The sequence below is a fragment of the Mesorhizobium sp. M0909 genome (assembly GCF_040319515.1).
Taxonomy (GTDB): domain Bacteria; phylum Pseudomonadota; class Alphaproteobacteria; order Rhizobiales; family Rhizobiaceae; genus Mesorhizobium.
The window spans coordinates 140,633-163,286 of record NZ_JAMYOA010000005.1 but is presented as its reverse complement, the minus strand read 5'-3'; the positions used below and the strand labels follow the sequence as shown (position 1 = coordinate 163,286).

The 22,654-nt window shown below is 63.4% G+C and carries 20 protein-coding genes; 14 read left to right on the top strand and 6 right to left on the bottom strand.

All coding sequences use genetic code 11. From position 1 onward, the window contains the following. The first annotated feature begins 24 nt into the window (after positions 1-24). Genes NKH83_RS09600 through NKH83_RS09585 form a run of 4 tightly spaced genes read left to right on the top strand, consistent with a single transcriptional unit; the run spans position 25 to position 5,237 of the window. The gene (locus NKH83_RS09600) at positions 25-1,032 is read left to right on the top strand and encodes an ABC transporter permease (protein ID WP_352650414.1); all 1,008 of its coding nucleotides are present in this window, start codon (positions 25-27) and stop codon (positions 1,030-1,032) included. Position 1,033: 1 nt separating this feature from the next. Then, positions 1,034-2,167, top strand: coding sequence for an ABC transporter permease (locus tag NKH83_RS09595; protein WP_352803598.1), 1,134 nt, complete (start codon positions 1,034-1,036; stop codon positions 2,165-2,167). A 10-nt stretch (positions 2,168-2,177) separates the two neighbouring features. Next, positions 2,178-3,845 carry an ABC transporter ATP-binding protein gene (locus NKH83_RS09590; RefSeq protein ID WP_352704855.1) on the top strand — a complete coding sequence of 556 codons (1,668 nt, stop codon included), beginning with the start codon at positions 2,178-2,180 and terminating at the stop codon, positions 3,843-3,845. A 21-nt stretch (positions 3,846-3,866) separates the two neighbouring features. After that, positions 3,867-5,237 carry an alpha-glucosidase/alpha-galactosidase gene (locus NKH83_RS09585; protein WP_352803597.1) on the top strand — a complete coding sequence of 457 codons (1,371 nt, stop codon included), beginning with the start codon at positions 3,867-3,869 and terminating at the stop codon, positions 5,235-5,237. A gap of 96 nt (positions 5,238-5,333) precedes the next feature. Here the strand turns inward: NKH83_RS09585 and ftsZ are convergent, their stop codons facing one another. Both ftsZ and NKH83_RS09575 read right to left on the bottom strand, forming a co-directional pair. Next, positions 5,334-6,341, bottom strand: coding sequence for a cell division protein FtsZ (gene ftsZ, locus NKH83_RS09580; RefSeq protein ID WP_023677189.1), 1,008 nt, complete (start codon positions 6,339-6,341; stop codon positions 5,334-5,336). 220 nt (positions 6,342-6,561) lie between these two features. After that, positions 6,562-7,680: an NAD(P)/FAD-dependent oxidoreductase gene (locus tag NKH83_RS09575; RefSeq protein WP_352803594.1), complete on the bottom strand. Its 1,119-nt coding sequence runs from the start codon at positions 7,678-7,680 to the stop codon at positions 6,562-6,564. Positions 7,681-7,845: 165 nt separating this feature from the next. Between NKH83_RS09575 and NKH83_RS09570 the strand changes: the two genes are divergently transcribed. Then, positions 7,846-9,222, top strand: a complete 1,377-nt coding sequence (locus tag NKH83_RS09570) for an aspartate aminotransferase family protein (protein ID WP_352803592.1) — start codon at positions 7,846-7,848, stop codon at positions 9,220-9,222. A 9-nt stretch (positions 9,223-9,231) separates the two neighbouring features. Here the strand turns inward: NKH83_RS09570 and NKH83_RS09565 are convergent, their stop codons facing one another. The 4 genes from NKH83_RS09565 to NKH83_RS09550 all read right to left on the bottom strand — a co-directional run bounded on the left by NKH83_RS09565 (position 9,232) and on the right by NKH83_RS09550 (position 13,861). Next, positions 9,232-10,326 carry an alcohol dehydrogenase family protein gene (locus NKH83_RS09565; protein WP_352803589.1) on the bottom strand — a complete coding sequence of 365 codons (1,095 nt, stop codon included), beginning with the start codon at positions 10,324-10,326 and terminating at the stop codon, positions 9,232-9,234. Between the two features lie 9 nt (positions 10,327-10,335). After that, the gene (locus NKH83_RS09560) at positions 10,336-11,715 is read right to left on the bottom strand and encodes an aspartate aminotransferase family protein (protein WP_352803586.1); all 1,380 of its coding nucleotides are present in this window, start codon (positions 11,713-11,715) and stop codon (positions 10,336-10,338) included. Between the two features lie 33 nt (positions 11,716-11,748). Continuing rightward, a complete protein-coding gene (locus NKH83_RS09555; protein ID WP_352803583.1) occupies positions 11,749-13,242 on the bottom strand; it encodes an NAD-dependent succinate-semialdehyde dehydrogenase in 1,494 nt (497 codons plus the stop codon). Positions 13,243-13,369: 127 nt separating this feature from the next. Then, positions 13,370-13,861 carry an Lrp/AsnC family transcriptional regulator gene (locus NKH83_RS09550; protein ID WP_352475676.1) on the bottom strand — a complete coding sequence of 164 codons (492 nt, stop codon included), beginning with the start codon at positions 13,859-13,861 and terminating at the stop codon, positions 13,370-13,372. A gap of 82 nt (positions 13,862-13,943) precedes the next feature. On the opposite strand from NKH83_RS09550, the gene ehuR reads away from it, so the two are divergent. The 9 genes from ehuR (at position 13,944) to doeA (ending at position 22,650) form a co-directional block, all read left to right on the top strand. Then, positions 13,944-15,329, top strand: coding sequence for a MocR-like ectoine utilization transcription factor EhuR (ehuR, locus tag NKH83_RS09545; protein WP_352803102.1), 1,386 nt, complete (start codon positions 13,944-13,946; stop codon positions 15,327-15,329). 122 nt (positions 15,330-15,451) lie between these two features. Beyond that, a complete protein-coding gene (gene ehuA / locus NKH83_RS09540; protein ID WP_352475674.1) occupies positions 15,452-16,237 on the top strand; it encodes an ectoine/hydroxyectoine ABC transporter ATP-binding protein EhuA in 786 nt (261 codons plus the stop codon). 65 nt (positions 16,238-16,302) lie between these two features. After that, on the top strand, positions 16,303-17,154 hold the full coding sequence (gene ehuB, locus NKH83_RS09535; protein WP_254819482.1) for an ectoine/hydroxyectoine ABC transporter substrate-binding protein EhuB: 852 nt from the start codon (positions 16,303-16,305) through the stop codon (positions 17,152-17,154). Between the two features lie 187 nt (positions 17,155-17,341). Then, positions 17,342-18,001 carry an ectoine/hydroxyectoine ABC transporter permease subunit EhuC gene (gene ehuC, locus NKH83_RS09530; RefSeq protein WP_254819481.1) on the top strand — a complete coding sequence of 220 codons (660 nt, stop codon included), beginning with the start codon at positions 17,342-17,344 and terminating at the stop codon, positions 17,999-18,001. Between the two features lie 16 nt (positions 18,002-18,017). After that, positions 18,018-18,677, top strand: coding sequence for an ectoine/hydroxyectoine ABC transporter permease subunit EhuD (gene ehuD, locus NKH83_RS09525; RefSeq protein ID WP_254819480.1), 660 nt, complete (start codon positions 18,018-18,020; stop codon positions 18,675-18,677). Then, the gene (eutA, locus tag NKH83_RS09520) at positions 18,674-19,447 is read left to right on the top strand and encodes an ectoine utilization protein EutA (RefSeq protein WP_352475673.1); all 774 of its coding nucleotides are present in this window, start codon (positions 18,674-18,676) and stop codon (positions 19,445-19,447) included. Before ehuD ends, eutA begins: the two co-directional genes overlap by 4 nt. Positions 19,448-19,457: 10 nt before the next feature. Beyond that, complete coding sequence (gene eutB, locus NKH83_RS09515; RefSeq protein ID WP_352803576.1) at positions 19,458-20,444, top strand: hydroxyectoine utilization dehydratase EutB; 987 nt, start codon at positions 19,458-19,460, stop codon at positions 20,442-20,444. Then, positions 20,441-21,433 carry a cyclodeaminase gene (locus NKH83_RS09510; RefSeq protein ID WP_352475671.1) on the top strand — a complete coding sequence of 331 codons (993 nt, stop codon included), beginning with the start codon at positions 20,441-20,443 and terminating at the stop codon, positions 21,431-21,433. The genes eutB and NKH83_RS09510 overlap by 4 nt, the downstream gene beginning before the upstream one ends. A gap of 38 nt (positions 21,434-21,471) precedes the next feature. Further along, the gene (gene doeA / locus NKH83_RS09505; protein WP_352475670.1) at positions 21,472-22,650 is read left to right on the top strand and encodes an ectoine hydrolase DoeA; all 1,179 of its coding nucleotides are present in this window, start codon (positions 21,472-21,474) and stop codon (positions 22,648-22,650) included. Positions 22,651-22,654: the final 4 nt, after the last annotated feature.

Below are 22,654 nucleotides of genomic sequence, written 5' to 3'. Positions count from 1 at the left end.
ATCTGAGCGAGGAGCAAACGGTCGATGCTGCGATTTCTGCTTATGCGCATAGCATCCGCAATACCGGTTCTCGCCATTTTGAGCGTGGTTACCTTCGCGATCATCCAGGCACCGCCGGGTAACTATGCCGACTATATCCGCTTGCAGCTCATCAACCAGGGTGGAGCCTCCTTTGCCGAGGCCGATGCTCAGGCGAAGGCTTACAGCGTGGAGCACGGCCTCGATAAGCCGGTTCCGCTCCAATACCTGAACTGGATCGGCGGCATCATCACCCGCGGCGATTTCGGCCACAGCCTGTATTACAACAAGCCCGTCGCCGACGTGGTTGGCGAGCGGCTGCCGCGCACGCTGCTGCTTGCGCTTGTCTGCCACCTCTTGGCTTCGGTGCTGGGCATCGGCTTTGGTATCTGGGCGGCGACTAGGCAGTACAGCTGGATCGACAGTACGCTGTCAGCGATTTCCTTCCTCGGAATGACGGTACCGCGCTTCCTGATGGCGCTGATCATCGTCTATCTGCTGGTCTTCCAGTTTAACGTCTCCGAGATCGGCAGCTTCTTTTCGCCGCAATTTGGCGGGGCGCCGTGGTCCTGGGCGAAGTTCGTCGATCTCGTCCGGCATGTCTGGCCGGTTGTCGCCATCGCGACCTTCGGCGGGCTCGCCTACAACATGCGGGTGATGCGCGGCAATCTGCTCGACACGCTGAACGCGCAATATGTCGAGACCGCTCGCGCCAAGGGCCTCAGCGGCGGTGCGGTCGTCATGCGCCATGCGGTGCCCAATGCGCTGCATCCGCTGGTTATGTATCAGGGCGTGGTGCTGCCCTATATGCTGACCGGCGAGATCGAGACGGCGATCATCTTTGCCCTGCCGACCGTTGGCCCGGCGATCGTCGGCTCGATGGCGGTCGGCGACGTCTATGTCACGGCGACCTTCATGATGGTGCTGTCGGCGACGCTGATCGTTGGCAACATCATCGCCGACATGCTGCTCGTTATGCTCGACCCGCGTGTGCGCCAATATGCAGGGTCCTGAGATGCTTGCCTTCGAGCCCTCGCTGCCGCCGCTTGCCGAGGAATCGGCCAAGATCAAGCCGCGCGGCAATGAGAGCTACATCGCGCTCGTCTGGCGCCGCCTGAAACGGTCCTGGACCGGCATGGCCGGGCTCATCCTGGTCGCGTTTCTGGTGCTGCTGGCGGTGTTCGCCGACTTCTTCGCACCGATGGATCCCAAGGTGACCGATGTCGGCTTTGCCCCGCCGCAGATGATGAGCTTCCATGACAAGGATGGCAACTTCGTCTTCCAGCCACGCGTCTATGCCCTGGCGGATTCGGAAGACCTCGACCCGGTTACCTTCCAACCCGTCGTCGGGCCGGACTACGACCATCCGCGGCTGCTCGGCTTCTTCGTCAAGGGCGCGGAGTACAAACTGCTCGGCCTGCTTCCCGCGAACCGGCACTTCTTCGGCTCGACCGACGGCCAGCCGGTGCATTTCCTTGGCACCGACAAATTCGGCCGCGATGTGCTGGCTCGTGCAATCTATGGTTCGCGCATCTCGTTGATGATCGCATTGACCGTGGTCTTCATCGTCACCGTGATCGGCACGACGGTCGGCATGGTGTCGGGCTATTTCGGCGGCACATTCGATGTCTGGGTCCAGCGCTTCGTCGAACTGGTGCTCGCATTTCCGCAATTGCCGCTTTATCTGGCGCTGACGTCGCTTGTTCCGGTGACGGCGCCGACGAATGTCTTCCTGGCCTTCGTGATCGTCGTCATGTCGGCGCTCGGCTGGGCGCAGATGTCGCGCGAGGTGCGCGGCAAGACCCTGGCACTGGCGCGGATCGACTACGTCCGTGCGGCGATGGCGGTCGGCGCCACCGACGGCCGCATCATCATGCAGCACATTTTTCCAAACGTGATGAGCCACGTCATCGTTGCGGTCACGTTGGCAATCCCCAGCGTCGTCCTGCTCGAATCCTTCCTCGGTTTTCTCGGCTTCGCGGTGAAGCCGCCGCTGATCTCCTGGGGCCTGATGCTGCAGGACACCGCGACCTATTCGGTCATCGGCACCTATCCCTGGATCCTCTCGCCGGTCGGCTTCGTGCTTGTCACCGTCTTCGCGTTCAACGCGCTTGGCGATGGATTGCGCGATGCGGTCGATCCGTATTGAGCGTGACATGATGCAACACGCGCTCGTCAAATCCTTCGCCCCGCCTGTCCGGCTCGACCATGACGGCCGTTCGGAAAAACCGGTCATCGATGCCCGCAACATCGCCGTCGATTTCAAGGTCGAGCACGGCATGATCGAAGCCGTTAAGGACATCTCCTTCCAGCTCTATCGCGGCGAGACGATCGCCATTGTCGGCGAGTCGGGATCGGGCAAGTCGGTGACGGCGCGCACCGTCATGGGACTGTTGTCGAAACGCGCGGTCGTGTCGCCCAAATCGACCGTCGAATACAATGGGGCGAACATCCTGAAATATTCCGAGCGTGCGCGGCGCAAACTGCGGGGTGACCGCATCTCGATGATCTTTCAGGAGCCGATGAGTTCGCTCAACCCGATCTACACGATAGGCAGCCAGATCGTCGAGGCGATACGGGTGCATCGCAAGATGAGCCGCAGGCAGGCCGAAGCAAGAGCGCTCGAACTGCTGCAGCAGGTGCAGATTCCTGAGCCCCAGGCGCGGCTGAAACAATACCCGCACCAGCTTTCCGGCGGCCAGCGCCAGCGTGTGATGATTGCCATGGCGCTGGCCAACGATCCCGATGTGCTGATCGCCGATGAGCCGACGACGGCGCTCGACGTCACGGTTCAGGCGCAGATCCTCAATCTCATCCGAAACCTGCAGAAGAAACTGCGCATGGCGGTGATCCTGATCACGCACGACCTGACCGTGGTGCGGCAGTTCTCCGACTATGTCTACGTCATGCAGCATGGGGAGATGCGCGAGCACAATGTGACGGAGAGGCTGTTCGCCAATCCGCAGCATCCCTACACCTGTCACCTGCTTGCCTCCGAGCCGCGCGGCCAGGCAAATCCGTTGCCGGAAGGCGCCGACGTCATTCTTGAAGCCAAGGATGTGCGCGTCTCGTTCATGCTGCGGCATGGCACGTTCATGAGGCCGGACCTGCGCGAACTCGTCGCCGTCGACAGCCTCAGCCTGACCCTTCGGCGGCACGAGACGCTGGGTCTCGTGGGCGAATCCGGATCGGGCAAGACCACCTTCGGCGAGGCGTTGCTCAGGCTCAACACCACGGACAGCGGCGAGATCTATTTCGATGGCCAGCCGATCCATGGCTGTTCACGTTCGCAGATGCGGCCGTTGCGGTCGCGCATGCAGGTCGTCTTCCAGGATCCGTTCTCGTCGCTCAACCCACGCATGACGATCGGCCAGATCATCGAGGAAGGGCTGGTCGTCAACCGAATCGGCGCCACCAGGAACGATCGGATCGAGCGGGTGCGCGAGGCGCTGATCAGCGCCGGCATGCCCGGCGATATCCTGTCGCGCTTCCCTCACGAGTTTTCCGGCGGCCAGCGCCAGCGTATTGCGATTGCCCGTGCCGTCGCGCTCGAACCGGAATTCATCGTACTCGACGAGCCGACATCGGCGCTGGATCTCTCCGTCCAGGCGCAGATCATCGAATTGCTGCGCAAGCTGCAGCGCGAACGGGGCCTGAGCTACATCTTCATCTCGCACGACCTCAAGGTCGTTCGGGCGCTGTGCCACCGCGTCATCGTCATGCAGCACGGCAAGATCGTCGAAGAGGGGCCGGTCGACGAAGTCCTGTCCCATCCCAAAACCGCTTACACCGAACGGCTGGTCAAGGCCGCTTTCGAGGTAGCCTGATTGCTTATGCCGGAGGTTGTTGTGGCAAGAAATCCCAAGGTCGCTTTCATCGGAGCTGGCTCGACGGTGTTCATGAGGAACATCGTCGGCGACATATTGCAGCGTCCGGCTCTATCCGGCGCGACGATCGCACTGATGGACATCAATCCGCAACGGCTCGAGGAAAGCGCAATCGTGGTCGGCAAGCTGATCTCGACGCTCGGCGTGAGGGCCAAAGCCGAAACCTATTCGGACCAGCGCAAGGCGCTGGCGGGCGCCGATTTCGTCGTCGTCGCCTTCCAGATCGGCGGCTACGAGCCCTGCACCGTTACCGATTTCGAAGTTCCGAAGAAATACGGTCTGCGCCAGACCATCGCCGATACGCTCGGTGTCGGCGGCATCATGCGCGGCTTGAGAACCGTGCCGCATCTCTGGAAGATCTGCGAGGACATGCTCGCAATCTGCCCGCAGGCGATCATGCTGCAGTATGTCAACCCGATGGCGATCAACACCTGGGCGATCGCGGAGAAATATCCCGACATCAAGCAGGTCGGCCTCTGCCATTCGGTACAAGGCACGGCGATGGAACTGGCGCACGATCTCGACATTCCCTACGAGGAGATTCGCTACCGCTCGGCCGGCATCAATCACATGGCCTTCTACCTGAAATTCGAGCATCGCCAGCCGGACGGCTCCTACCGCAACCTCTATCCGGATCTGCTGCGCGCCTACAGCGAAGGGCGGGCGCCGAAGCCGGGATGGAACCCGCGCTGCCCGAACAGAGTGCGCTATGAGATGCTGAAACGCCTCGGCTACTTCGTCACCGAGAGCTCCGAACATTTCGCGGAATACACGCCCTATTTCATCAAGGACGGGCGCGACGACCTGATCGAGAAATTCGGTATCCCGCTCGACGAATACCCGAAGCGCTGCATCGAGCAGATCGAACGCTGGAAGGGACAAGCGGAAGCCTATCGCTCGGCTGACAAGATCGAAGTGGAGCAGTCGAAGGAATATGCGTCCTCGATCATGAACTCGGTCTGGACCGGCGAGCCGTCGGTGATCTACGGCAACGTCCGCAACAATGGCTGCATCACGTCATTGCCATATAATTGCGCGGCCGAGGTGCCATGCCTCGTCGACGCCTCCGGCATTCAACCCACGTTCATTGGTGACCTGCCGGTGCAGCTCACCGCGCTGATCCGCACCAATATCAACGTCCAGGAGCTGACGGTCCAGGCGCTGATGACCGAGAATCGCGAGCACATCTATCACGCGGCGATGATGGACCCGCATACGGCGGCCGAGCTCGACCTCGACCAGATATGGTCGCTGGTCGATGATTTGCTGGTTGCGCATGGCGATTGGCTGCCGGCCTGGGCGCGTGGAGCGCGCAGCGTTCGGGCGGCCTGAGTATCGGATACAGCTCGCGAGCAACCGTCGGCTGATAGGAAGTCATCGACGGCGCGCGGTTCTGGTGACGCGAGGCTAGTAGTCAGCGATACGCGTTCAGTTCATGCGAACTTCCGGTTCGGCAAGCAGTGGAATCTCCAGGCCACGCCGCAAGCCGGTCGCCACGACCGACACCCTAAATTTTCCGGCGAGTGCCTTGTCGAAGATGGCGCCGACGATGATGTCGGCATCGTTGTCGACCTCCTCGCGGATGCGGGTTGCGGCCTCGTCGACTTCGAACAGCGTCATGTCCATGCCGCCCGATATCGAGACAAGGACGCCTTTGGCGCCCATCATCGAAGCTTCGTCGAGCAGCGGGTTGGCGATTGCCGCTTCCGCCGCCTTCTTGGCGCGGCCTTCTCCGGCGGCCTCGCCGGTCCCCATCATGGCGCGGCCCATGTCGCGCATCACCGACTTTACATCGGCGAAGTCGAGATTGATCAGGCCTTCCTTGACGATCAGATCGGTAATACAGCCGACACCCGCATAAAGAACCCGGTCGGCCATGGCGAAGGCGTCGGCGAACGTGGTTCTGGCGTCGGCGATCCTGAACAGGTTCTGGTTGGGGATGACGATGACGGTATCGGCGCTTTCGCGCAGGCGCTCGATGCCCTCGTCGGCAGCGTACATGCGGCGCCTGCCTTCGAAGACAAATGGCTTGGTAACGACGGCGACGGTCAGTATTCCGGCTGCCCGTGCTGCCTGCGCTATGACAGGCGCGGCACCGGTGCCGGTTCCGCCTCCCATGCCGGCGGTCACGAAGCACATATGCGTTCCAGCAAGGTGATCCATGATCTCGTCGATGGATTCCACGGCCGCGGCACGGCCGACCTCGGGCAGGGAACCGGCGCCGAGACCTTCGGTGATATGAGCGCCCAACTGGATCAGCCTCGTTGCCTTCGACATCGCAAGGGCCTGGGCATCGGTGTTGGCGACGATGAATTCCGCGCCCTGCAGGCCTTCGGCGATCATGTTGTTGACGGCGTTGCCGCCGCCGCCGCCGACCCCGACGACGGTGATCTTGGGCCTCATCTCCGAGATTACCGGCCTCGTCGCGGTGTTCATTGCCGTTCTCCCTGGATACGCCGAGTGGTCGCTGGAAGCTTGTCCCGGGCGCACTGCGAAAACTTTGAACCGGGCAGTGCGAATCAGGACAGCCCAGAGTGCAGGGAATCAGAGCGCGGAGCGGGCTGCAAGTGCGCGATGTGCCTCATAGGCGACTTGCGCCTGAAAGTTCACGCAATGCGCCTTGATACAGTGCAGATCGTTGCGCGGGCGCCGCACGCTACAAGTTCGGCGCGAGGCGCTGCGCGACATGGTCGGCAATCGCCAGGCAGGAGGTCAGGCCGGGGCTTTCGATGCCGAACAGGTTGACCAGGCCATCCAGCCCGTGCACCGCCACGTCCTGAATGACGAAGTCGGCATTGGCCTCACCGGGACCGGACAGTTTTGGCCGGATGCCGCTGTAAGCGGGCTGCAGGCTGTCATCGGCCAGCTCCGGCCAGTATTTGCGGATCTCGCTGTAGAAGCGCTCGCCACGAGCTGGGTCGACGCGATAGTCGAGTTGATCGGTCCATTCGACGTCCGGCCCGAAGCGGGTGACGCCGTCGAGATCGAGCGTCAGATGAACACCGAGCCCGCCGGGTTCGGGTACCGGATAGACCAATCTTGAGAACGGCGCCCGGCCGATCACCGAAAAATAATTGCCCTTGGCATAATGGAGCTTTGGCACGAATTGCTGATTGAGCCCTTCTAGCGAACCTGCAAGTGCTGCCGCGCCAAGCCCGGCGGCATTGACGAAACGCGGAGTGGCGATTTCGAAGCGCTCGCCGCCGGCAGCGTCCACCGTCTCGAGCACGACGCGGCCCGCTTCGATGCGGCCGGCGGCGATGCGCGTGTTGAGACTAAGTGCCGCCCCGTGCGCTTCGGCATCAGCCAACAAGGCGAGCATCAGGGCATGGCTGTCGATGATCCCGGTGGCCGGCGACAGCAACGCTGCCGTACACCTAAGGCTGGGCTCCAGCACATGCGCCTCGGCTTCGCGCAACGGCACCAGGTCGCCGGCGCCGCAAGCGCGTGCATTGGCCCGGATTGAGGCGAGCACCGGCTCCTGTTCGGCATTTGTGGCAACGATGAGCTTGCCGCAGCGCGCGTGCGGGATCGCCCGCTCCTCGCAATAGCGATAGAGTCTTTCCCGGCCGGCCACGCAGAACCGGGCCTTCAGCGATCCAACCGGATAGTGGAGGCCGGCATGGATGACCTCGGAATTGCGCGAGCTTGTCCCGGTGCCGATGGCGTTCTCGGCTTCCAGGACCAGCGTATCGATGCCGCGCTGCGCCATCTCTCGCGCGATCGCCAGGCCTACAACACCGGCGCCGGCGACAATGCAGTCGACATGGTCCACGGTTAGGTCAAGCCGAAGTTCTGCATGCGTCCACCCATCCGCTGGCCCTGTCGAAAGCGCTTGACACTATATCGTTCGAGAAAGATGCATCAAAGGCATAACGCACGGGGAGCTTCTGAGCCGGACCGGCGGCAGGACTGTTTCGCGTGCAGCACAGGAGCCATCATGGACGCACGACCGAATTCACCCGAAGCCCGCGACATAAGCTTTCACATGCATGGCTATACGAATGCGCGCAAGCATCAGGAGTCAGGGCCGCTCGTCATCGAGAAGGGCGACGGCATCTATGTCGAGGACCTTGCCGGCAACCGCTATATCGAGGCGATGGCGGGGCTCTGGAGCGTCGCGGTCGGTTTTTCGGAGAAGCGGCTGGTCGATGCGGCAGTACGGCAAATGTCGAAGCTGCCTTACTATCACGATTTCGGCTCCAAATCGCATTCGCCGCTGATCGATCTCGCCGAGAGACTGGTGCAGATGGCGCCGGTGCCGATGAGCAAGGCGTATTTCACCAATTCCGGTTCCGAGGCCAACGATACGGCCATGAAGATGATCTGGTACCGGTCGAATGCGCTCGGCCAGCCGGCGCGCAAGAAGATCATCAGCCGCAAGAAGGGCTATCACGGCGTCACCATCGCCTCGGCAAGCCTGACCGGACTGCCCAACAACCACATTTCGTTCGATCTGCCGATCGCCAATGTGCTGCACACCTCGACGCCGCACCATTGGCGCGAGGCGCTGCCGGGTGAAAGCGAAGAGCTGTTTTCGACGCGGCTTGCCGACGAGCTGGAAACGCTGATCCTGGCCGAAGGACCGGAAACCATCGCCGCCTTTTTCGGCGAACCGATCATGGGCGCCGGCGGCGTCATCGTTCCGCCTTCCGGCTACTGGGAGAAGATACAGGCGGTGCTGTCGAGATACGACATCCTGCTGGTCGCCGACGAGGTGATCTGCGGCTTCGGCAGAACAGGTGAGATGTTCGGCTCGCAGACCTTCGGCATCAGGCCCGACATCATGGTGCTGTCGAAGCAGATCTCTTCGTCCTATCTGCCGATCTCAGCCCTGCTGATCAACGACAAGGTGTTCCAGCCGATTGCCGACGAAAGCAATCGTATCGGCACCTTCGGCCACGGCTTCACCGGCGGCGGCCATCCTGTTGCGGCAGCGGTCGCGCTCGAGAACCTGAAGCTGATCGAGGAGCGCGACCTTGTCGGCAATGCGCGTGCGGTCGGCGCGCATATGCAGAAGCGGCTGCGCACGCTCGCTTCGCACCCGCTTGTCGGCGAGGTGCGTGGCATCGGCCTGATCGCGGCGGTCGAACTGGTCGGCGACAAGGCGAACAAGGCGCCGTGGGGGAAGACCGGTGAACTGGGCGGGCTCGTCAACGGCTTCATGCAGCAGAACGGCGTCATCTCGCGCAATATGGGCGATGCGCTGGCTTTCTGCCCGCCGCTGATCATCACCGAGCCGCAGGTCGATCAGGTGATCGACGCGTTTGAACGGTCGCTCGAGGCCGCCGCCAAGCAGGTGCGACCACAAAGCTGATCAGGCTATTCAGCGGCCGATGGCATCCGGTACGACCACCAGCTTGCCGACGAAATCCTTGGCGATGAAATCGGCCTGGGCGCGATGGAAATCGGAGAGCTTGTAGACGCCGCCGACCAGCGGCCGGATCTTCTTCTCCTCGATGTAGCGCACGATGCGGCGGAAATCCGCCCGTGTGCCCTGGCTCGAGCCATGCAGTTGGAGCTGTTTCAGATACATGGTGCGCAGATCGAGCTGCACGACCGGGCCGGCAATCGCGCCCGCCGTCGTGTAGCGGCCTTCGGGCCTGAGGATGCGCAGCAGGTCGTTGAAGATCGCGCCGCCGACGAGGTCGGCCACCACGTCGATCGGCCGGCCGCCGGTCGCCTCGTTGACGGCGGCCGGCAGATCGGCAACGCCGCGGGTGATCACCGCCTCGGCCCCGATGTCACGCACGGCCTGTTCCTTGCCCTTGCCGGCAACGGCATAGGGAATGGCGCCGCGCGCCCGCGCCAGCTGCACGATGCCCGAGCCGACGCCGCCTGAGGCGCCGGTGACCAGCACCCGCTCGCCGGCTTTCAATGCGGCGCGTTCCAGCATCTGCTCGCCGGTGAGATAGGCGCAGCAGAAGGTGGCGAGTTCGACATCGCTCAGATCGGTGCTGACGACATGGGCGTTCTCGGCCGGCACTGTCTGGTATTCGGCATAGCCGCCGTCGCGGCCGTGGCCCATATAGTCGATGTCGGCGAGTGAATCGTCGTCGCGATTGTAGATGGAGAAATCGACCATCACCCGCTCGCCGATGCGGGCCGGCGACACGCCCTCGCCGACGGCAACGATGTTGCCGACCGTGTCGGTGCCCTGGATGCGTGGGAAGGTCAGCGTGTTGCCCTGCCGACGCCAGGTCGACACCGCGGCTGCATCCTCCTCAGTGCCATAGGCGCCCTGGCGCACCCAGACATCGGTGTTGTTCATGCCGCAAGCGGTGACCTTGACCAGCACCTCGCCCGGAGCGGGCAAGGGCACTTTGACGTCGGTGCGGTAGACGAGCTTTTCCGGTCCGCCGTGCCCGATCAGCTGCACGGCGGCCATGGTGGCGGGGAGGTTTTTGGTCATGGCATTCATGTAGCTTCTTCAGATGCTGGCAAACACGCTCTTCACCGCGTCGGCCGTCTTGGAGACGACGATGTCGGCCTCTTGCCGTGTCAGGCAGAGCGGCGGCGCGAAACCGAGAATGTCGCCCTGCGGCATGGCGCGGCCGATGACGCCGCTTGCCGCAAGGGTGGTCGCGACCTGCGGTCCGATCTTTTGCGAGGCGTCGAAGAACACGCGGTCGTCCCGGTCGGCGACGAATTCGATTGCCGCCAGCATGCCGTCGCCGCGCACCTCGCCGACGTTTTTGTGGCCACCGACGGCTTTCGTCAGCTCGGCGCGGAAATAGGCGCCGGTCTCGCCGGCGTTCCGCACTAGGTCCATCTCGTCGATCAGTTCCAGGTTGGCGACGCCGGCGGCAACGCAGATCGGATGCGCCGAGTAGGTCCAGCCATGGCCGAGCGAGCCGAGCTTGTCGGAGCCTTGGACGAGCACCTGCCACACCTTGTCGGAGACGATGACGCCGGAGAGCGGCGCATAGGCCGAGGTCAGGCCCTTGGCGATGGTGATCAGGTCGGGCTTGATGCCGTAATGGTCGGAGCCGAACATGGTGCCAAGCCGGCCGAAGCCGGTGACTACCTCATCGGCGATCAAAAGCACGTCGTATTTCTTCAGCACCGCCTGGATCTTTTCCCAATAGCCGGCTGGCGGCGGCACGATGCCGCCGGTGCCGAGGATCGGCTCGCCGATGAAGGCGGCGACCGTTTCCGGCCCTTCGGCGAGGATCATCTCCTCGAGCTTGTCGGCGCAGTATTGCGAAAACTGCTCCTCGCTCAGCGAGCGGTCGGCGCGGCGGAAATAGTAGGGCGCCTCGGTGTGCAGGACCGGCGCACGCGGCAGGTCGAAGGCGTTGTGGAACAGGTCGAGGCCGGTCAGCGATCCGGTCATGATGCCGGAGCCGTGATAACCGCGCCAGCGCGAGATGATCTTCTTCTTCTCGGACCGGCCGAGCACGTTGTTGTAGTACCAGATCAGCTTGATGTTGGTTTCATTGGCGTCTGAACCGGAGAGCCCGAAATAGACCCTCGACATGCCTTGCGGCGCGCGGTCGATGATCATCTTGGACAGCGTGATCGACGCTTCGGTGCCGTGCCCGACATAGGCATGGTAATAAGCGAGATTCTTGGCCTGCGCGGCGATGGCGTCGGCGATCTTCTGGCGGCCATAACCGACATTGACGCAGTAGAGCCCGGCGAAGGCATCGATGCTCTTGCGCCCGTTGTTGTCCCAGATGGTGACGCCTTCGCCGCCGGCGATCACACGGGTTGGGCTCTCGCCACGCGCGTGGGTGCCCATATGGGTCGAGGGATGGAAGAAGTGATCGCGGTCCCAGGCGGCGAGTTCGTTTGACCGGTCGAGCATTTTTCTACTCCTGAAGGAAATTGTCGGGGCGGCTCACGCCACGTCGAGGCAGAGATATTTGAGATCGGTAAAGGCTTCGAGCCCATGACGCGAGCCCTCGCGGCCGATGCCGGACTGCTTGACGCCGCCGAAAGGGATCGGCGCGCCGGTGATCTTGACGCGGTTGATGGCGACCATGCCATAGTCGAGCGCGCGGCCAATGCGCAATTGCCTACCGCCGTTTTCGGTGACGACATAGGCGACGAGGCCGTACTCGGTGGCATTGGCGCGGGCGACGACTTCCTCTTCGCTGTCGAAGGGCGACACGGCAGCAACCGGACCGAAGGTTTCCTCGCGCATGATCAGGGCGTCGTCTCTCACGTCGGCAAGCAGGGTCGGTTGGTAGAACAGCGGCCCGGCGGAATGGCGCTTGCCGCCGGTCAGGCAGCGCGCGCCTTTGGCGAGCGCATCGGCCACCTGCTCCTCGACTTTCTTGACGGCGCGTTCGTGCATCAAGGGTCCGATTTCGGTGTCGTCAGCCAGGCCATTGCCGGTCCGCAATGCCTCGACGCGTTTGGCGAAAGCAGCGCAGAACCGATCGTAGAGCGGACGCTGGACATAGATGCGGTTGGCGGCGAGGCAGTCCTGGCCGGAGGTCGCGAATTTGGCGTCGACCGCAATGGCGACAGCCTTGTCGAGATCGGCGTCGGCGAAGACGATCAGCGGCGCATGACCGCCGAGTTCCATCACCAGACGCTTCATCGTCGGCGCACTCTGTGCGGCGATCAGCCTGCCGATCTCGGTCGAGCCGGTGAAGCTCATGGCGCGAACGCGCCGGTCTTCGCACATCCGTCCAACGATAGTCGAAGCCCTGCCGGTGAGGACGTTGAACACGCCGGCCGGCAGGCCGGCGCGTTCGCCAAGCTCGGCCAGCGCCAGTGCCGACAGCGGCGTTTCCGAGGAGGGATGCGCGACGATGGTGCAACCGGCGGCAAGGGCGGCAGCCGCCTTGCGGGTCAGCATGGCCGCTGGAAAATTCCACGGCGTGACGACGCCGACGACGCCGAGTGGCTCGCGCCGCACCATCATCTCGGTATCAGGCAGATGGCTGGTGACGCTTTCGGCGTTGAGACGTTTGGCCTCCTCGGCATACCATTCGACAAAAGAGGCGGCATAGTCGATCTCGCCGAGCGATTCCTTCAGCGGCTTGCCTTGTTCGAGCGTCATCAGCACAGCCAGGTCATTCTTGGCGGCGACGATCAGATCGAACCATTTTCGCAAGATTTTCGACCTTTCCTGCGGCAGCAATGCGCGCCAAGCAGGAAAGGCGCGCGATGCCGCATCGATCGCCAATGTCGTCTGCCGGGCATCGAGCGCGGCAACAAAAGCGACGGTCGATCCGGTGGCCGGATCGGTCACCTCGAAACTCTCCGCGGTCTCGCTCGCCGTCCAGTGGCCAGCGACATAGGCGAGTTCGCGCAGCAGCCGTCGGTCGGCGAGGCGATCGAGTGCTTCATTGCGGTGCGAGCGGGCAAAATGTGCAGACATCATCGGGCTCCCGGTTCGGGTAATGCCGCAAGACTATCTCTGCTGCGCAAACAGAGAGGCTGTTTGCGTGCCTGCACGTAGAGAGATTGTCTCTATTGCCCTGCCCCGCCAGACGATCTCTCCGGCATCAGGAAGATGCCGGCAACAGATCCGCCACTGGCAGCACACTCTCCTCCTTCACCGTCTTGGTGACGATGTAGGTGAAATAGCGGTCGATGCCGATCTCGCGTTCGAGCAGGGCGTCGACCAGCCGCTGATAGGCGTCGATGTCGCGCGCCATCACCTTCAGCAGGTAATCGACGCCGCCGCCGACAGACCAGCAGGCGACGATCTCGGGGATGTCGCGGATGACGCGCTCGAAACGGTCGAAATCGGCCTGGCGGTGGCTTGCCAGCGTCACCTCCATCAGCACGGTAGCGACCGGCGAGATGGCGCGCATGGCGATCCTGGCATGGTAGCCCGAGACGATGCCGGCCTTTTCCAGCTTGCGCAGCCGCATCCAGCACGGCGTCGGCGACAGGCCGACTTTCTCGGCCAGCGCCAGCTTGGTGATGCGCCCGTCGCGCTGGATGGCGTCGAGGATTTTGAGATCGATCGGATCGAGTTTCGCTGCAGCCATGATCACCCACTTCCAGTGCCCGACACCATGACGGCGCATTATTTCGATTGTCAATTGCACTGATTTCGATCTCTAATAAGTCATGACATTTTGGCGACCAGATCCCGCTCTTATCCGGCGGCCGGCGTATCAATCGCTCGCCGACCAGTTCGCGCGGGCCATCCATGACGGGCGTCTGGCCACTGGCGCGCGCCTACCGACGCACCGGCAACTGGCCGACGATCTGAAACTTTCCGTGCAGACGGTCAGCCGCGCCTACGAGGAATTGATCCGCCGCGGGCTGGTTTCCGGCGAGGTCGGCCGCGGCAGCTTCGTGCAGACGCAGCGCCGCGAGCCGGAGCCGCCCTATCTGCCGGAGCGGCTGGGCGAGGTCATCGACCTCTCCATCCTGAAGCCGGTCTGCGAACCGATGCATCTGGAGCGGCTGAGGCAGGCACTGGGCTGGCTCGCCGAAAACCTGCCGTCGAGCTCGGCGCTGTCGTTCAGGCCGAACATGGTGTTCCCGCGCCACCGCGCGGTGGGTGTCGAGTGGCTGCGGCTCTGCGGCCTCGACGCGTCGCCGCAGAACATCAGCCTGACCAACGGCGCCACCGCCGGTATGACGGTAGCGCTGATGAGCGTGGCGCCGCCCGGTTCGACCGTCGCCACGGAAGCGATCGGCCATCACACGCTGATCCCGCTGGCGCGCTATCTCGGCTTCAATCTCGAGGGTCTGCCGATCGACGGCAATGGGCTGATCCCGGAAGCGCTCGACGAGGCCTGCCGGCTGTCCGACATCCGCGCCGTGTTCGTGCAGCCCTCGGTGATCAACCCGACGGCAACGCTGATGGATGCCGCCCGGCGCGAGCGGATCGCGGCGGTGGCGCGCAGGCACGACATCGCCATCATCGAGAACGATGTGCTCGGCCCGCTGGTCGAGGACCGGCCGCCGCCGGTCGCGGCGTTTGCCCCCGAGCGCACGCTCTATGTCACCTCCTTCACCAAGATCGTGGTGCCCGGCCTGCGCATCGGCTATCTCGCAGCACCCGATCGTTATGTCGCCGCGGTTGCCAACCGCCACCTGGTCTCGAACTGGATGGCGACTCCGATGGTGGCCGAGATCGCCAGCAAATGGGTGACCGACGGCACCGCGATGGAACTCGTTCGATGGCAGCGCCTGGCTTTGCGGCGGCGTCTGGACATCGCCGCCGAGGTGCTTGCCGGAGTGGATTATCGCGCTCATCGCGACGGGCTTCACGTCTGGCTGCGGCTGCCCGAGGATCGCGGCGAGGAAAGCTTTGTGTCCCAGGCGCGCCTGCAGGGCGTGGCGATTGCGCCCGGCACGTCGTTTCGCATTTCGCAGATGCCTTGGCATCCAGCCGTCCGGATTTCGCTGGGCTCGACCACGGAGGGGGAACTGCGTGCCGGTCTCGGCGTTGTCACAAAGCTTCTGCTCGGCGATCCCGAGCATCTCCTGCTTGCCATCTAGGCAACAAATGGCGGGGAATTGTGCGGAATTCGAAATATTGTCATGATATTATTTTCTTGATTGACATGATTTGCTGCGATCCGCATCGTTAAAGGCATAGCTTCTCCAGCACGGGAAATTCATTGTCGGCGCCCATCATCAAGATCGACGGCATTTCGAAAAGCTTCGGCACCTTCAAGGTGCTGGACGGCCTCTCGATGCAAGTCATGCCGGGCGAGAAGCTGGCGCTGATCGGCCCATCGGGCTCGGGCAAGACGACGATCCTGCGTATCCTGATGACGCTTGAGCGCATCGACAGCGGCCACATCCAGGTCGACGGCGAACAGCTGTACCACATGGAGCGTAACGGCCGGCTGCTAACGGCCGATGAACGGCATTTGGCAAAGATGCGCCAGAAGATCGGCATGGTCTTCCAACTGTTCAATCTGTTTCCGCACAAATGCGTCATCGACAATGTGACGCTGGCACCGATGCTGACCAAAGGCGTGCCGCGGGGCGCCGCCGAAAAGCGGGCGATGGAACTGCTCGACATGGTCGGCATGGTCGACAAGGCCAAAGCGATGCCGGCGCAGCTTTCCGGCGGACAGAAGCAGCGCGTCGCGATTGCGCGCGCGCTGGCGCTGTCGCCGAAGATCATGCTGTTCGACGAGGTCACCTCGGCGCTCGACCCGGAGCTCGTCGACGAGGTGCTCAACGTCATGCGCAAGCTCGCTGCCGAGACCGACATGACCATGCTGCTGGTCACGCACGAGATGGGTTTCGCCCATGACTTCGCCGACCGGGTGCTGTTCTTCGATCGCGGCAGAATAGTCGAGGAAGGCAAGCCCGACGAGATTTTCCGCCATCCCAAACAGGAGCGTACGCAAGGTTTCCTGAAGAAGATCATTGCGGCCGGACATCGGGTCTGACTGCCATGCGAGGCGGCGACGCCTCAAGCAAGCCAAGAAGACAGACAAACAAGGAGTTGGGAACAATGAAGAAATTTGCCATTTTGGCCGGCGTCGCCGGTATTGCGCTGGCGGCGGTGCTGGCCGCCTCGACGGCCGGCTCGGCCGATGACAGCAAGCTCGAAGAGCTCAAGGCGCAAGGCTTTGCCCGCGTCGCCATCGCCAACGAGCCGCCCTATACGGCGGTCGCTGCCGACGGCAAGGTTTCGGGTGCGGCGCCTGACGTTGCCCGTGAAATCTTCAAACGTCTTGGCGTGAACGATATCGTCGCCTCGATCTCGGAGTATGGCGCCATGATCCCCGGCTTGCAGGCCGGCCGTTTCGACGTCGTCACCGCCGGCCTGTTCATGAAGCCGGAACGTTGTGCTGCGGTCGCCTATTCGGAACCGGTGCTGTGCGACGCCGAGGCGATGTTGGTGAAGAAGGGCAACCCGAAGGGCTTCAAGAGCTACGAGGACGTCGCCAAGGACACCAGCGCGACGATCGGCGCACCGGGTGGCGGCACCGAGGAAAAGCTGGCGCTCACGGCAGGTGTGCCGCGCGAGCGCGTCATCGTCGTGCCGGACGGCCAGAGCGGCCTGAAGATGCTGCAGGACGGCCGTATCGATGCTTATTCACTGCCCGTGCTGTCGATCAACGACCTGGTCAAGAAAGCCAATGATCCGAACCTCGAAGTTATCGCGCCGGTGGTCGGTGCGCCGGTCTATTGCGACGGCGCGGCCTTCAAGAAGGGCGACGAAGCGCTGCGCGACGCCTATGATGTCGAGCTGGCGAAACTGAAGAAGTCCGGCGAGTTCGCCAAGATCATCGAGCCTTACGGCTTCTCGGCGGCGGCGGCAATGTCGACGAGCCGCGACAAGCTCTGCTCGGCGAAATAGGCGGGTCCTCCTTCTCCCCGTTCACGGAGAGAAGGAGGCCCGAAGGGCCGGATGAGGGGCAGCACAAAGTTCTGCCAAGCGGGCTCTGCCCCTCATCTGCCGCCCGGCATCTTTTTTCCCGTGAACGGGGAGAAGGAGGCTGAAGCCAACGTCTCGCTGGACATTCAACGCGGAAACTCTCGACCCAATGACCCAATGGTCCGGCTATTTCGGCCTGATATTGCAAGGAGCACTCGTCACCATCGAGTTGACGCTGATGGGGTCGGTGCTGGCCTTGGTCATGGCCTTTCTTGCCGGGCTGGGGCGGCTGTCGCGGTTCTTCGTGCTGCGCGCGCTGGCCACCGCCTATATCGAGTTCTTCCGCGGCACCTCGATCTTCGTGCAGCTGTTCTGGGCCTATTTCGTGCTGCCTTTCGCCGGCATTTCGCTGACGCCGCTGCAGGCCGGCGTGCTGGCGCTGGGCCTCAATGTCGGCGCTTATGCGGCGGAAGTCGTGCGCGGCGCCATCAAGTCGATCGGCCGCGAACAATATGAGGCCTGCACCGCGCTCAATCTCGGCCGCTGGCAAGCCATGCGCCATATCATCCTGCCGCAAGCGCTTCTGGTGATGCTGCCGACCTTCGGCAACAACGCCATCGAGCTGCTCAAGGCCACAGCCGTCGTTTCGCTGATCTCGCTTGCAGACCTGACCTTCCAGGCGCAGGTGGTGCGCTCGCAGACCGGCAATACACTGGTGCCGTTCAGCACCATCCTCGTCATCTATTTCGTCCTGGCGCTCCTCATCTCCTGGGGCGTGCGGTCGCTGGAACGCCGCATGGCTCGTGGCCTCGACGGGGTGCGCGTATGATCGATCGGGCCTGCTAATGGAATGGGATTGGGATTTTGTCCGGCAGATCCTGCCGACGCTGATCGAGGGGGTGAAGATCACCATCCTGGCGACGCTGCTCGGCTCGGTGCTGGCGGCCGTCGTCGGGCTGGGCATTGCGTTGGCGCGCCGTTCGCCGAACCGGGCCCTGTCGCGCACCGTCGGTTTCGTTGCCGAGTTCATCCGTGGCACGCCGCTGTTGGTGCAGCTCTATTTCATCTTCTACGTGCTGCCGGATTTCGGCGTCCTGTTGCCGCCATTGGTGGCGGGCGTCATCGGTCTCGGACTGCATTACGGCACTTACACGGCCGAGGTCTACCGCGCCGGCATCGACAATGTGCCGCGCGGCCAATGGGAAGCGGCCAAGGCCTGCAATCTGAATGCCACACAGACCTGGACGCACATTATCATTCCGCAGGCGATCCCGCCGATGATCCCGGCGCTTGCCAATTATTTCATCGCCATGTTCAAAGAGACGCCGCTGCTGTCGGCGATCACCGTGCTGGAACTGATGAACCAGGCCAAGAGCGTCGCCAACACCTATTATCGGTATATCGAACCGATCACCTTGGTCGGCGCCTTCTTCCTCGCCATCAGCCTGTTCTCGGTGGTGCTGCTGCGCTGGCTGGAACACCGTTATGGGCGGATCGAACGATGAACGCTGCACCCGATATCCGCCTGCGCTCGATCCGTCCGCCGCTCGAAGCACGTCCGCTGGAAAAGCGGGTCGGCCTGATCATCCTTGCCACCGACCATACCAGCGAACCGGATTTTCACCGCATGGTGGCAAGCGACCGCATCGGCGTCTATGTCGCGCGTATTCCCTACGCCAACCCGACGACGCCGGACAATTTGCGCAAGATGCAGCCGTCACTGACGGCGGCCGCGGCCCTGATCCTGCCTGACGAGCCGCTCGACGCGATCTGCTATTCCTGCACCTCAGCTTCCGTCGTGATCGGCGATGCCGAAATCGAGGCGGCGGTGCAGGCCGCCAAGCCCGGCGTGCCGGTGGTCACGCCGCCGATGGCCGGCGTGCGCGGCCTGAAGGCGCTGGGCGCCAGGACGGTCAGCATCCTCACCCCTTACACGGTCGAGACCAGCCGGCCGATGGCGACCTATTTCAGCGAGCATGGATTCGAAATCGCCAGCTTCACTTGCCTCGGCTTCGAGGATGATCGCGAGATGGCGCGGATTGCGCCGAAATCCTTGGTCGATCTGGCCCGTGATGCGATGGCCCCGCAGGCCGACGCGCTGTTCGTGTCCTGCACGGCGCTGCGGTCGGCGGCGGCAGTTGTCGGCATAGAAGAGGCGATCGGCCGCCCCGTCGTCACCAGCAACCAGGCGACGGCCTGGAATTGCCTGCGCCTTTGCGACGACGACGAGCCGTGCCCTGAATTCGGCCGTCTGATGACGCAGCCGCTGAACTGATTGATGAGCCATGACCCAGATAAGCCTCCCCGATATCCGCGCCGCGCGCGAGCGCATCGCAGACAAGATCGAGCGTACGCCGACCGTTCCTTCCCGGAGTCTTTCCCAGCACTTGGACGCTCCTGTTTATCTCAAGCTCGAACATCGGCAGACCACCGGCGCCTTCAAGCTGCGCGGTGCCTCGAACGCTATCGCTTCGCTGACAGAAGAGGAGAAGGCGCGCGGCGTCGTCGCCGCCTCGACCGGCAATCACGGCCGGGCGCTTGCCTATGCCGCACAACTGCAAGGCATCCATGCGACGATCTGCATGTCGCGGCTGGTGCCGCAGAACAAGCTCGACGAGATCCGCCGGCTCGGCGCCGAGATCCGCATCGTCGGCAACAGCCAGGACGATGCGCAGCGGGAGGTCGAACGGCTGGTCGCGGAAGACGGGCTGATCATGCTGCCGCCCTTCGACCATCCTGCCATCGCCGCCGGGCAAGGCACCCTCGGGCTGGAGATTATCGAACAGGTTCCTGATGCCGCCCTGGTGCTGGTGCCGCTGTCCGGCGGTGGACTGGCGGCGGGCGTTGCCGCTGCCGTTAAGGGCGTCAGCCCGGCAACGAAGGTCGTCGGCGTCTCGATGGCGCGCGGTGCGGCGATGAAGGCGAGCCTCGATGCCGGGCACCCGGTGCTGGTCGAGGAACTGCCGACGCTGGCGGACTCGCTCGGCGGCGGCATCGGCCTCGACAACCGACTGACCTTTTCCATGTGCCGCGACCTGCTCGACGATGTGATCCTGCTAAGCGAGGACGAGATCGCCACCGGCATCCGCCATGCCTATGAACAGGAGCGCGAGATCGTCGAAGGCGCCGGCGCAGTCGGCATCGCAGCCGTGCTTGCCGGCAAGGTCAGGGCGAGCGGCCCGACGGTGCTCGTGCTGTCCGGCCGCAACATCGATATGACACTGCACCGCGAGATCATCTGCGGCGAAGCAATTGCGGAGAGCGCAGCATGAGCCGGATGACGATCCTCACCGAAGCCGAATTGCGCAAGATCGTGAAGCTGGATCTTGATGCCGTCGCCTGCGTCGAGAACGCGTTTCGGGCGCTCGCTACCTTGCCGGTGGCGATGCCGCCAATCCTGCGCCTGGACATTCCAGAGCATCGCGGCGAGGTCGACGTCAAGACCGCCTATGTGCCGGGCATCGACGGTTTTGCGATCAAGATCAGCCCAGGTTTCTTCGACAATCCGAAGCTCGGCCTGCCCAGCGTCAACGGCATGATGGTGCTGCTGTCGTCCAAAACCGGATTGGTCGAGGCGCTGCTGCTCGACAATGGCTATCTCACCGACATCCGCACCGCCGCCGCCGGTGCGGTCGCCGCCAAACATCTGTCGCGGGCGGACTCCTCCGTCGCCGCGATCTTCGGCGCCGGTGTTCAGGCCGGACTGCAGCTCGAGGCGCTGATGCTGGTGCGGCCAATCACGGAAGCCCGCATCTGGGCAAGGGATGCCGCCAAGGCCGAAGCTGCGGCAGACGCATTGTCCGAAAGACTGGGCATCGCCGTTCACGCGGAGCCCGACGCGGCAAAGGCTGCGGCCGATGCCGACATCATCGTCACCACGACGCCGTCGACCGAGCCGCTGATCAAGGCCGGCTTCGTCTCCGCCGGCCAGCATATCACTGCCATGGGCTCGGATGCCGAGCACAAGAACGAGATCGCGCCGGCGATCCTGCGCATGGCCGATCTCTACGTCGCTGACAGCGCCAAGCAGACGCGGCGCCTGGGCGAACTGCACCATGCTATAGCGGCGGGCGTGATGGCGGCCGATGCCGAAATCACCGAGCTTGGCCACATCATCGCCGGCGAAAGGCATGGGCGGCGCTCGGGCAGCGACATCACCATTGCCGATCTGACGGGCACAGGCGTGCAGGACACGGCAATCGCCACGCTCGCCCGCGACCGGGCGCGTGCGGCCAAGACGGGTACGATTTTCGAAAGCTGATGCTGGCCGCAAGGCCCAACAAACGAGGACCAAGAACAATGCAGCCAAATTTGAAATTCTCGCGCGGCGAATATGCGGAGCGCCTCGCCAAGACGCGGAAGGCGATGGAGGCCAAGGGCGTCGATCTGCTGATTGTCAGCGATCCGTCCAACATAGCCTGGCTGACCGGCTATGACGGCTGGTCGTTCTATGTGCACCAGGCCGTCATCGTGCCGCCGTCGGGCGAGCCGGTGTGGTACGGGCGCGGCCAGGACGCCAACGGCGCCAAGCGCACCGCCTATCTCGCGCACGACAACATCGTCGGCTATGCCGACAACTACGTGCAGTCGACCGAGCGCCATCCGATGGATTTTCTGTCCGGCGTGCTCTCCGATCGCGGCTGGGGGAAGCTCAGCATCGGTGTCGAGATGGATAATTACTGGTTCTCCGCCGCTGCCTTCGCATCGCTGCAGAAGCACTTGCCCAATGCCCGCTTCGTCGATGCCACGGCGCTGGTCAACTGGCAGCGCGCGGTGAAGAGCCCGACCGAAATCGACTACATGCGCAAAGCCGCCCGCATCGTCGAAGCGATGCACCAGCGCATCGTCGACAAGATCGAAGTCGGCATGCGCAAATGCGACCTGGTCGCCGAGATCTACGATGCCGGCACGCGCGGCGTCGACGGCGTCGGCGGCGACTATCCGGCGATCGTGCCGCTGCTGCCGTCGGGCGCCGACGCATCGGCGCCGCACCTGACCTGGGACGACCGGCCGATGAAATCGGGCGAGGGTACCTTCTTCGAGATCGCCGGCTGCTACAACCGCTATCACTGCCCGCTGTCGCGCACCGTTTTCCTCGGCAAGCCGACGCAGGAGTTCCTCGACGCCGAAAAGGCGACGCTGGAAGGCATGGAGGCGGGACTTGCCGCCGCAAAGCCCGGCAACACATGTGAGGACATCGCCAACGCCTTCTTCGCGGTGCTGAAGAGATACGGCATCGTCAAGGACAACCGCACCGGCTACCCGATCGGGCTTAGCTATCCGCCGGACTGGGGCGAACGCACGATGAGCCTGCGCCCAGGCGACCGCACCGAGTTGAAGCCCGGCATGACCTTCCATTTTATGACCGGCCTGTGGCTTGAGACGATGGGCTTGGAAATCACCGAATCCATCCTGATCACCGAGACGGGCGTCGAGTGCCTGGCGAATGTGCCGCGCAAACTGGTGGTGAAGAATTGAGCCC

Bases quoted from the DNA above. Each gene is read 5' to 3' on its own strand.
- ehuD (WP_254819480.1), top strand. From the start codon at position 18,018: ATGGAATGGGATTGGGATTTTGTCCGGCAGATCCTGCCGACGCTGATC.
- NKH83_RS09560 (WP_352803586.1), bottom strand. From the start codon at position 11,715: ATGCTCGACCGGTCAAACGAACTCGCCGCCTGGGACCGCGATCACTTC.
- eutA (WP_352475673.1), top strand. From the start codon at position 18,674: ATGAACGCTGCACCCGATATCCGCCTGCGCTCGATCCGTCCGCCGCTC.
- NKH83_RS09510 (WP_352475671.1), top strand. From the start codon at position 20,441: ATGAGCCGGATGACGATCCTCACCGAAGCCGAATTGCGCAAGATCGTG.
- doeA (WP_352475670.1), top strand. From the start codon at position 21,472: ATGCAGCCAAATTTGAAATTCTCGCGCGGCGAATATGCGGAGCGCCTC.
- NKH83_RS09550 (WP_352475676.1), bottom strand. From the start codon at position 13,861: ATGGCTGCAGCGAAACTCGATCCGATCGATCTCAAAATCCTCGACGCC.
- ehuC (WP_254819481.1), top strand. From the start codon at position 17,342: ATGACCCAATGGTCCGGCTATTTCGGCCTGATATTGCAAGGAGCACTC.
- NKH83_RS09600 (WP_352650414.1), top strand. From the start codon at position 25: ATGCTGCGATTTCTGCTTATGCGCATAGCATCCGCAATACCGGTTCTC.
- NKH83_RS09555 (WP_352803583.1), bottom strand. From the start codon at position 13,242: ATGTCTGCACATTTTGCCCGCTCGCACCGCAATGAAGCACTCGATCGC.
- NKH83_RS09565 (WP_352803589.1), bottom strand. From the start codon at position 10,326: ATGAATGCCATGACCAAAAACCTCCCCGCCACCATGGCCGCCGTGCAG.
- eutB (WP_352803576.1), top strand. From the start codon at position 19,458: ATGACCCAGATAAGCCTCCCCGATATCCGCGCCGCGCGCGAGCGCATC.
- ftsZ (WP_023677189.1), bottom strand. From the start codon at position 6,341: ATGAACACCGCGACGAGGCCGGTAATCTCGGAGATGAGGCCCAAGATC.
- ehuR (WP_352803102.1), top strand. From the start codon at position 13,944: ATGACATTTTGGCGACCAGATCCCGCTCTTATCCGGCGGCCGGCGTAT.
- NKH83_RS09590 (WP_352704855.1), top strand. From the start codon at position 2,178: ATGCAACACGCGCTCGTCAAATCCTTCGCCCCGCCTGTCCGGCTCGAC.
- NKH83_RS09570 (WP_352803592.1), top strand. From the start codon at position 7,846: ATGGACGCACGACCGAATTCACCCGAAGCCCGCGACATAAGCTTTCAC.
- ehuB (WP_254819482.1), top strand. From the start codon at position 16,303: ATGAAGAAATTTGCCATTTTGGCCGGCGTCGCCGGTATTGCGCTGGCG.
- NKH83_RS09595 (WP_352803598.1), top strand. From the start codon at position 1,034: ATGCTTGCCTTCGAGCCCTCGCTGCCGCCGCTTGCCGAGGAATCGGCC.